This window comes from Emticicia sp. 17c (genome assembly GCF_037153985.1).
Lineage (GTDB): Bacteria > Bacteroidota > Bacteroidia > Cytophagales > Spirosomataceae > Emticicia.
In genome coordinates, this window is the sequence record NZ_JBBAYI010000029.1 from 1 (window position 1) to 10,804 (window position 10,804).

Annotated in this window: 9 protein-coding genes; 2 read left to right on the forward strand and 7 right to left on the reverse strand. The window is 34.0% G+C overall.

Annotated elements, in window-relative coordinates; genetic code table 11:
- The first annotated feature begins 149 nt into the window (after positions 1-149).
- Both WAA15_RS24055 and WAA15_RS24060 read left to right on the forward strand, forming a co-directional pair.
- Positions 150-578: a transposase gene (locus WAA15_RS24055; protein WP_337045409.1), complete on the forward strand. Its 429-nt coding sequence runs from the start codon at positions 150-152 to the stop codon at positions 576-578.
- Between the two features lie 14 nt (positions 579-592).
- The gene (locus WAA15_RS24060) at positions 593-1,444 is read left to right on the forward strand and encodes an IS3 family transposase (RefSeq protein WP_337045410.1); all 852 of its coding nucleotides are present in this window, start codon (positions 593-595) and stop codon (positions 1,442-1,444) included.
- 45 nt (positions 1,445-1,489) lie between these two features.
- Here the strand turns inward: WAA15_RS24060 and WAA15_RS24065 are convergent, their stop codons facing one another.
- The 7 genes from WAA15_RS24065 to WAA15_RS24095 all read right to left on the reverse strand — a co-directional run bounded on the left by WAA15_RS24065 (position 1,490) and on the right by WAA15_RS24095 (position 10,723).
- Positions 1,490-2,224: a hypothetical protein gene (locus WAA15_RS24065; RefSeq protein ID WP_337045411.1), complete on the reverse strand. Its 735-nt coding sequence runs from the start codon at positions 2,222-2,224 to the stop codon at positions 1,490-1,492.
- Positions 2,225-2,230: 6 nt separating this feature from the next.
- The gene (locus WAA15_RS24070; RefSeq protein WP_337045412.1) at positions 2,231-3,211 is read right to left on the reverse strand and encodes a glycoside hydrolase family protein; all 981 of its coding nucleotides are present in this window, start codon (positions 3,209-3,211) and stop codon (positions 2,231-2,233) included.
- Entirely contained in the window at positions 3,208-3,582 is a 375-nt protein-coding gene (locus tag WAA15_RS24075; protein ID WP_337045413.1) for a hypothetical protein, read from the reverse strand. The genes WAA15_RS24070 and WAA15_RS24075 overlap by 4 nt, the downstream gene beginning before the upstream one ends.
- A 7-nt stretch (positions 3,583-3,589) precedes the next feature.
- A complete protein-coding gene (locus WAA15_RS24080; protein WP_337045414.1) occupies positions 3,590-4,261 on the reverse strand; it encodes an SH3 domain-containing protein in 672 nt (223 codons plus the stop codon).
- 62 nt (positions 4,262-4,323) lie between these two features.
- Positions 4,324-4,866 (reverse strand): hypothetical protein, encoded by a 543-nt coding sequence (locus WAA15_RS24085; protein WP_337045415.1) that lies wholly within the window; start codon positions 4,864-4,866, stop codon positions 4,324-4,326.
- Between the two features lie 4 nt (positions 4,867-4,870).
- Complete coding sequence (locus tag WAA15_RS24090) at positions 4,871-5,560, reverse strand: hypothetical protein (RefSeq protein ID WP_337045416.1); 690 nt, start codon at positions 5,558-5,560, stop codon at positions 4,871-4,873.
- A 123-nt stretch (positions 5,561-5,683) separates the two neighbouring features.
- The gene (locus WAA15_RS24095) at positions 5,684-10,723 is read right to left on the reverse strand and encodes a fibronectin type III domain-containing protein (RefSeq protein ID WP_337045417.1); all 5,040 of its coding nucleotides are present in this window, start codon (positions 10,721-10,723) and stop codon (positions 5,684-5,686) included.
- Positions 10,724-10,804: the final 81 nt, after the last annotated feature.

The following is a 10,804-nucleotide window of genomic DNA, read 5'->3' on the forward strand; positions in this document are numbered from 1 at the left end:
TATAGGTTTGGTCACTTACAATTTAAGCAACCGATACCCTTTTTCAAAATTTAAACATGCTCTTAGAAAGTTCTATATAATCATTTAAAACCCCTTTTTTTTGAATTGTGTGTCACGTCCTGAAATAGCGAAACAAAAACAGAATCGTTATGGAAGAAGAAACAGTTTACGTTAAGCGTAGTCAGCGAGATTACAGTATGTCACTTAAGTTACAAATTGTTCAAGAAATTGAACGAGGGAAACTAACTAGCTCAGAAGCCATGAAGAGATACGGTATTCAGGGTCATGGGACAGTTTTGAAATGGCTTAGGAAATTTGGTAACTTTGATTGGGAGAATCAAAGTCCAAATAATATGTCAAAGACCCCAGAGCAAAAAATCATGGAGCTTGAAGCGAAAGTGAAGCTCCTTGAGAAGCAGAAAGCCTTGTTAGAAGAACAAGCATTTGTATCAGATAAAAAAGCCATCATCTTTGATATGATGATTGAATTAGCCGAGGAAGAATATAAAATTGATATTCGAAAAAACTCACCACCCGAACAATCACCCAATTTAAAGAAGAACAAAAACAAACGTTAGCGTTTTCCTGTTCCTTGTTCGGGATAGACAGACAGGTTTATTATCGGAGTATTCGCAGAAAAAGAATTAAACAAGATAAAGCCAGCGAAGTAATTAAATTAATAGAGGACTTACGAATCAAGATGCCAAGGATAGGCACAAGGAAAATGTATTATCTTTTGAATGAGCCGTTACGAAGACTCAAAATAGGTAGAGACCGTTTTTTTGATATTCTTAGGGCTAATCATCTATTAATACAGCCCAAACGTAGTTATCGCATTACTACCAACTCTCATCATAGATTCAGAAAACATAAGAATTTGATTGATGATTTAACGATTAATAGGCCAGAACAAGTCTGGGTATCGGATATTACCTATATCGGTAGAAGAGATAAGCCTTGTTACTTGAGTTTGATTACAGATGCTTATTCTAAAAAGATTGTGGGGTACTATGTGGCTGATAATCTGAATACTGAAAGCAGTATAAATGCCTTAAAAATGGCAATTAAACAACGAAGTAACAGACAACAATCCTTAATTCATCATTCGGATAGAGGTTTGCAATATTGCTCAGATGACTACCAGAAATTACTAAAAAAGAACCAAATAAAATGCAGTATGACTCAGAATTCTGACCCTTATGAAAATGCAATAGCTGAAAGAGTAAATGGAATATTAAAGCAAGAATTTAGTATTGATAAGTATAGTCTGAATCTAAAACTCATCAAACAAATAGTAAAAGAGTCAATTGAAATTTACAATAATATAAGACCACATTTATCGAATTATTTATTGACACCCAGGCAGATGCACAATCAAAATAAACTTATAATTAAGTCTTATAAATCAAAAAGCAGTAGAAATCAAATGATTTCTACTGCTTAAAAATGTACATTTATTATTAATTAATCCTGTATCGCTTTTTTAGGACTAGTCAGTGTATAGATTGTAATCTTTTTTTAATTGACTATGAATATTCTTATTTATAATGTATTTAATAGAAAAAGTTGTATCAACACAAGTCTTCTGTGAAATATAAATAAACTCCAAGAAACCCTCTTTCTTTTTAACTTTCTCTTTAGGCAAAACTATATATTGATAATTATAGCCAGAATAGCCATTACTTAACATTACTTCGAAATCATCGACCTTTTGCCAAAAATTATTATCACTATTATTGTTAATCCTTTCCATAAATATAAACTCATCATCTGCCTCTGTATAAGCTATTAAGTCTTGATTTATTACAGTGACTGTTGATAAAGGTTCTGATTCATTGTTTTCATAAATATTTACATACAATAAACCTTCAAAAAAATTTTGTAGGTAGGTTAAGCGACTATTCTTCTTTATATTTTCATAATATTTCTTTTTAAAAGTAGGATTAAAGATTAAATTATGTAGGTCAGGTGTAAAAGCATAAAAATAATCATCAGAAAATAGTACTTTACCTTTATTCAAATGTTCTGTTGGGTTATTCTTATGAATATTATCGTCATCATAAGAATATTTCTTATCAATAATCATCCACCATCCTCGTATATCAAATTTTGATGAATCGACTCGTACTATTTTAAAAAGCCTATTATCCACTGTTATCGAACTTTGAGCAATGGAGGTATTTACAATCATTAATAATAAAAATAGTGTACTTAGGTTTTTCATAATTATTTAGTATTTGCAGTTAAAATATAGATTGGCTTCAGCTTCTCGACGTTTCCCTCCTTTTAATTTTGAGTGGTCATTAATTATGAAATTTTTAATTTCTTCTCGTTCAGTCTCATTTTTTCCACTAAAGTTGCCATTTTTTAAATAATTTTTATATAATTCATCACTTTTAAATCCACATTTACCAACACCCTTTGAACAATTTTCCTTTCCAATTCCACGGTTATATACTATACTTACCAATGCATCAAATTGGCATTGAGTAAGTTTTGCATTTGATGGTAATGCTTTTTTCAAATCTTCAATGTATGATGGCAATTTTTTTGAGAATAAATCTAAACATTTGTCTTTTGATATGTATCCTCCATTAACTAAGCAAAATGAAGATAATTCTGCCTCATTTGTAATCATATAACCAACCGATATTGTAGGATTTCCATATCCTTTTATATTATAATTTTTAATTTCTCCATAATGAGGTGTAGCATCACATGGATTTCTATTCCATGAAGCATCAGTTTTGTGACCACTTATAATTTGTCCGTCTTCGTAATGTTCTTTACAATAATCTGATTTAGCCCCTTTATAATCGTTGTAAATATGAAGAATACATCCCCCTTCTTCTTTAGAAATAAGGCTTTTTCCTTCTTGTGATACTTGCAATTGGTCTATATCTACTTCTCCAATAGGTGGTATGTAACCACTATTACCACCAAGATATGCTTTCAAGTCTTTAAATTCCTCAGGTTTCGTATCAGCAATACTTATATAATTAGTAGATGATAGCTCAACACCATAAATAATAGTATTGGCTGCTTCTGTTTTGTCTTTTAAACTAATATCAATCGCAGAGGGTAAAGGTACAGGGTTTACCTTCACAATATTATCACTAAAGCGTAGATGAATATCTGTAACGGTAGTTATTCCATCAGACAAAACTAATTTACCTACATAGTCCATTTTTCCTAGGGTATTTTTTATCATACCAAAGGCTGTTTCATAGTTATGAATAATATTACTAATGCTTGCACTCCTTTTTTATCGATATTCCCTTGGCGTATGCGTGCCAATATAGCCTTGATGGCATCGGGTAGTTGATAAAGTGCTTTTAGAGCAGTTCGTTCTGTTTCTTCAAACGTACTCAGAATGCTAGTATTGTATCCACCAGCAGTAATGATATTACTATAGCCCTTAGCCATTTCGGTACCAAAGACCGTACAGTTTCCTGCCTGTAAGGCTGCCAAAATAGCCACTTGGTCAGTTGGGGTCGTAAAATTACTAAGGTCGCTGTTGCCACTATTTTTGAGAGCTTGTTCTACTAAAGCAACCATCTGTTTGGCATTGGCTTCGCTCATCGTTCTGTCAATCCATCCCCAAATTACTTTTTTTTATCCATCCTTCGATTATCTTTTTGCCATAATACCTGATTTTTAGCCACTCTCCTTTCTCTTCTAATGCTTCCACTTCATCACCTTTTATTAGGTACATTCTAGTAGGTGTGTCAATGTTAAAAAAAATATTAGTTTTGTTAACTGTTATTTCAAAAATATTCTTTTCCATAAATTCTTTTAAATAATCCCTTTTTACTTTGCCTGAATCCCATTTTAATAAATCTGTTATGACTTTTTGGGGTAATGCTGGAATTTTGTTAAAATCATAAATATCAGTATTACCATACCAATAAGAATTTCCTTCTTTATCAAATCCTTCTATAAAAAAGCAGTCTAAGGAAATCTCTTTTTTTATTATACAATCACATAAATATTTGCCACTATTCTTTAAATCAGCCAATACTAAGCTATCTTTTCGTTGATTAACAAACCCTATTCTTGTTATAAGAACCTCCATAATTTTATCTTTTTCATAGGTAATTGAAAGTTTATTATTATTTTTAACTATTTCATAAAAATACATTTTACTTTCAGGGTCGTTAGAAATATGCCCACCCCAAAAGCCTTGGAATTTTTCCACATAGTTTTCTTGGGCTTTTAGTCCATAGAAAGGGAGTAATAATATGATTAATACTATTCTCATTTTAATAGATTATATGCTTTTTTTGAGTTTGAAAGTTGCATAATTCCATGTTAACGAGTGATTTACTTTATTTTAGCAAGAATTAGAAATTTAACAATATCTTTTTGTTGCAAACCTTTAACCATTTTTAAAATCTTAGAAGGTAATTTATCAACTTTAGTAAAAGAAGAAACATGTCCTCCATTCATTACCAATGTATTTTTATCTAAAAGCTCGAAATATTCAAATACAATTATCCCAGACTTTTTTGCATAATTATTGTTATGTATTTCGTCTAAAAATATATTAGTAAAGTATTTGCCCTTGTTTTTTAACTTTGTAACATCCAAAGAATCTATATCTATCTTTTTTTTATCTTGAAAACCACATTTTATCAAAGAAGCAGATATACTTCGGCTCTCCTTGATATACAAAATTGTAAGAATAGTATCATTTTTTATTATATTCCAGCTTTGATAACTCTTATCAACATCTTCGTCTGCTCTTATATCCTGATGTTGCCAAATACCTTGAATATCTTTTAATGTTCCAATGGTTTGACCAATTGTTATTTCATTACAAATGAAAATGATAACTATAATAAGTACTTTATCAATAATCTTCATGATTTTATTTTATTAAAATTGAATATGCTTTTTTTGTAAATTTCCTACGGTCATCAGGGCTATTCGGTGGATTTGTTCCATTTACAATTGCCCCAACTTTATCAATTTGACTATCTTTCATATCTGGTTTAACCAATGTATTTAATTCATTATCTTTCCAATAATACATACTTGCTCTTATTGCAACATCAATATTGTCAGTTATTTCATTAATATCTTTACCCGCAAAGTCTTTTTTATTATTAACATTGTCTGGGTCTGCATTCCATAAATTTGAAATGTTTTCAAATTGACCTTTACCAGTTAGATGTATAAAACCTTTGCCTAAAAATTTTGAACCATCTCCTGATGCAGGTGTTCCATTTCCCATTCGGCAAGAATAGGTGTAATCTATTAATAAAGGAGAACATACATATTTATCTTTAACGACTAAGTCGGAAGTAATTTTAGCTAATTTTGGAGTACATTGTTTTGGATGTCCTTCTCCGCACTCATCCCAACTTGCTTCATATCCTTCAAATAAGTCACAATAGTAAATCTTACCAAATATTTCTTTTATTCTATCTTTACTTTTATAGCAAGTAGTTTCTTGTAATTTGTTCAACCTTTGTGTTTCCGTTCCAATCTGTCCTAAGAAATAAGACAGCTTAAGTGCTGTATTTATTTCAAATTTATCACTATACTTGTTAATCACATTTGCAATCTCATTACACCTGTCCAATGAAGGACTCTTACATTTATCAACATTTGTGCAGAAAATTTCTCTTAATTGCTCGCCCGTAATTGGGAAAGTAGCTGTATAAGAAGGCGGACTCAGCTATTGCTTCAAGGCCTTAAATTCATCCGTTTTTGTATCAGTAATACTTATCCAGTTTGATGATGTTTTTATTGAACCGTAAATGATGGTATTATTATCTTCCGATTTATCTTTTAATGATATATCAACTGCTGGTGGTAAAGGTACTGGGTTTACCTTCACGATATTATCACTAAAGAGTAGCTGTATGGCACTTACAGTAGTTATTCCATCTGATAATACCAATGGTTGATAATATTCCATAATACCATCTTTTTTCTTTACCATGCCAAACGCTATTTCATAGTTATGAATAATATTACTAATGCTTACACTCTCTTTTTTATCGATATTCCCTTGGCGTATGCGTGCCAATATAGCCTTGATGGCATCGGGTAGTTGATAAAGTGCTTTTAGAGCAGTTCGTTCTGTTTCTTCAAACGTACTCAGAATGCTAGTATTGTATCCACCAGCAGTAATGATATTACTATAGCCCTTAGCCATTTCGGTACCAAAGACCGTACAGTTTCCTGCCTGTAAGGCTGCCAAAATAGCCACTTGGTCAGTTGGGGTCGTAAAATTACTAAGGTCGCTGTTGCCACTATTTTTGAGAGCTTGTTCTACCAATGCTATCATCTGTTTGGCATTGGCTTCGCTCATGGTGCCATCTGGATTCTTTAGAAAACTATTTCCGTCATCGTCTTTTAACTGCCCAATGTCTTCGCATAGCTTGGCTAAATAGCCACTGGCCGCTTTACTCATTGGCAGTGGGGTATTACAAAAAGTTACAGTGTTATTAGCCTGAGTAATTCTGCTATTAATGCTATTGGTAAAACAGTTGGATGGTAAATCAGGCAGATATTCGGCTTTTTCTATTGGGGTTCGACAGACTTCTTTTTTAAAAGTCTGGTCCTCAAAACATCTCACTATCAGTTTAGAGGGAACATCTCCAACACTTACAAATTCAATAATCGGGCGATTACCCTGAGTATCTTTGAGGTCAACGTCTTCTTTAAGTAAATCAACTATTTTATAATAAGGACAAGCATTTTGTAGGGTATATTTGTAATAATAATGTGTATATCCGTTGACAATTTTGCAGGATGGATAGGTATTGTCATTAGTCCATTTGAGTGTTGGGCATTCTTGTTTTTGTATGGTTACGGTTTTTGTACATTTAGGTCTGTCACACCCAACTACTCCTTTATACGAATCTGGTATTTCTACTTCAAATACATTACTTCCAACCATTGCTCCATTCCAAGTGATATTTCCATAACAATTACTTACTACAATATTTGCAGTAGTACTATAAGAAGGCATGGCATAAGCATCAAAATCACTACATTTGATTACATTGATACTCACTGGTCGTGATGGGCACGATGCACCATCAGATGTACAAGTAGCCTGATAAGTGATATTATTATTTGGGTTTACAGTGATAAAATTGCCGACTTGTCCATCCGACCATGTTATGGCCCCTTTACAATTATAGCCTATTGTTTGTAGGGTTATTGGTGCATCACCTTCAATGAAGGTTGTCGTAGAAGCTATTGCTTGAAAAGGTGCACACACTTCTGGATTGGGTGGTATATCCTCTGAAATAATTGCCGAAACTTCATTTTGTGGACAGAATGAACAAATTGCTTTATAGGTTTTTGGTGGTACGACATTACTGATCGTTTTTGTCATACTGGTAGTTCTTGTGTTATCCCACCAGATAATTTCTCCTCCCTCACATCCTTTAGCAGTAAAAGTAACGGTTGCACTAGTATTCGGTTTTATAAATGCTGGTGAGGCATTAAGTACAAAACCTGGACAGCTATATGTGACAGTTACTTTCTGAGCAAGAGGTGTACAAGTTGGGATGTTACAGGTGGCTGTATATTCGCCTACTTTTGTAACACTATTGATGGCAGTAGTTGTCCCATCATTTTCAGGCCCATGCCATACTACATTCCCTCCTAAACAACCCTTCGCTGTGAGAGTTACTGATTTACCAGAATTTACTGCGATTGTAGCCATAATTGGCTCTACTGTAAAATTAAGTTTGCCATTGATTTTAACTTGTGCTGTACCTGTTTGTCCTGCATTTTGGCAAGTAGCTACATAATTATTCTCTCCACAAATAGTGATAGTTACTTTTGCGGTATTTGCACTAATAATGGTACTATTATTTGGCCAAGAAATTGTTCCACCAGTGCAGCCACTTGCTGTAAGAGTAGCATTATCAGCAATGTTGGCTTCTGTTTTATTGGCCGTAAGTATGAAATTTTCACATGGAATTTTGGGTGGTAAATCTGTGATTACATCAATAGTTATTGTTTTACTGCACCCCTCAACAATGTCACAAGTGGCAGTGTAGGTTGTTTTTTCAAATGGTCTTATACTTATCTCATTACCAATCTCTCCATCAGCATCACCTCCTTGCCAGTTGATTGTTCCAGCCGAACAACCTTCAATTGCAAGTGTAATTGTCTCACCCATTTTTACACTGTTTTTACCAGTAGAAGAGGCAATAGCAAGGCTACATGGTTTTACTTTTACTGTTACCGATTCTGCACATTGTGGGTTGCTACATTTAGCGGTGTAAGTAGTGCTTTGCAAAGGTGTTACAAATATCTCAGTTCCTTCATCAATCTGTATATCTCCTTGATACCAAGTTATATCACCCATACAGCCAGAATTTTCAGTTACTGTTAGTGTTGCATCTTCTCCAATCTCAATTGTTGCTGGTGCTTCAATGGCAAAACAGCTTTTACTTGAAATATTGAGTGTTACGCTTTGTTGCATAACAATATTATTCTTAATACAAGTAGCAGTATAGGTTGTTGTTTGTATTGGTGGAGTGCTGATACTAATACTATTATTATTGATATTTAACTCAACTTGTGGCGAACTACTCCATGTCAAATTCCCATTACAATAAAGAGCATCTATTTTTACAGGATATTCGGTTGCTGGAATATTTGAAGGCTTTCCAGTTATATAATCGGTATAAATCTTAGGCTTTCCTGATAAGTCTTGACTGGTTATAAGCAATCCCATAGCAATGGGAGTTTCAACATGGGTGCGTACAAGACATGAATTTCGCCCACATATTGCAGTATAATTTTTACTAATTGGAGGTACTGTGATGCTTGGTTGTTGAGTTAAAACTCCATTAATACCTCCAGTGCCATCATCCCACTTTACAGTATTTCCTGCACTACAACCTACTTGTGTTAATGTTATTCCACCATCTGTTTCTGTTTTTTGTGAGATACTGAAATCACAGTTTTTTGTTTTGGTTGTACCTACATCTGATATTTTACAAGTATTCATTCCATCCGAAAAGGTCGCAATTACTGTAAAAGCTCCATCAACATCGATAGCATAAAATTTTTTTTCATATTGACTGGTTTCATCTGCATTGCCCTGAAATTCATAACTTATATTTTTTATATCATTAACGTTTCCAGTGCTACTATATATATAATATTCATAATTATCACATGTATGACCGAACAAAAATCCATCAAGTATTCCGCCACATTTATAGCTATCATACTTTCCTCCAAGTTCATAACTACTGCAAGAAGTCTTCTTCTCAATATCTATACTTGCAGTTGCTACACAAGTTCCTTCTGTTGTACTACATCTTGCTGTAAACATGGTTTTCTCTATCACTCGAAAAGCTAAAGACTTTTCAACACCTAAGCCATTATCCCAAGCAAAACTACCATTACAACCACTTGCTGATATAGAAACAAGAGAACCTGATTGTATTACCTCTTTTGAGGGATTAATAACAAAGTTTTTACATATTTCAGGTTGTACGTTAATGAGGCTTGCACTGGTACACGATTTTGTTTCAATACCATCTGTTACTTCACATATTGCTGTATAAGTTGTATTTTGTAATGGGGTTATGATTAACGTTTTTCTATCGGAAGAGATCGTGCCATTCTCTCCGTTTTGCCAAGAAAGTATACTTCCTTGAACCACTCCTATGTCTTCCCCACCATTGTACCAATTAAGAGTACCGCCACAACTGGCAGTAAGTGTTGTTTGCTCTCCTTTTGATATGTTTAAGCTACTAGCTTTTAAAGAAACACTACATACCAAACCAGTTGTAAAATCACTATTTGCTGCATCACTTACTAAATTATCACTAAGGGCAATTACTTCGTATGGATAAACTTCTGTTGGGTCTAAATTATCAATAATTACTTGATTTGTTTGAGGGAAAACGGTGTGTAATTCCCCATCTCTACTTCTATAAATCAACTTATAACTTTTATGTTTAGGATCTTTATCCCAAGACAGTTTTATAGATTTTCCAGTTAATTTAGTACTAATTAAATTAATTGGAGGGGGTAATTTTTGAGTTAAAGTCTTAAACTCCCCATTTTCATACGTACTCACCACTTCATCACCCACATAGGCTTCAATCCTGAAGCCATACTGACTATTTTCTTGGAGGTTTTTGAGGTCTAAACGATTTGAATTGACTGTTTCTATCAATTCTCCACCATCAGCAGTTTTGTAACTAATTACGTATTTCGTAAAACGAGGGTCGCCTTGCCAAGTAAGAGTGGCGTCATTATAGCCAATATTGGTTGCTACTACGTTTTGTATCCTCGGTGGTTTGGGGGCATTGTCTTGCTGCAAGGACTTTATTTTTTCAATAATGACATCTATTTTGGTCTTTAAATCAGGAATAGTCGGGTAACTTGTTCCTGCGGGCGGCGTTCCGCCTTCCATGCTTGTTTTGTCAGCCTTGAGTTGGGTCAGGATAGCGGTCATATCACCTAGAATTTCACCTATTTTGGGGTCGGTTTCGCCCCAACCAAATACCTCTGAAAACTTGTCTTTCCAAGTACTGATGGCTCCTTGTATTCCTTGCGTATAAGTCAATAAGTCTTGCTTGTCTTCTGCCGTAATGGTACCCTTACTTGCTATCTCAGTCCCTTTTTCTTGGTATTTTTGAATGGCTACCTCCAAATCACCATGAAAAACGGTAGGTTCGGTGCGCTTGATTATGTCAGCAATGATGCGGACTTGTTCATTTTGCAAGTCGGCTTGGCTGATTGAACGGGTTCTGAAATAATCTCCCACCGCATATACACAACCCCCTTGGGTACCCGCTTCCCCTTT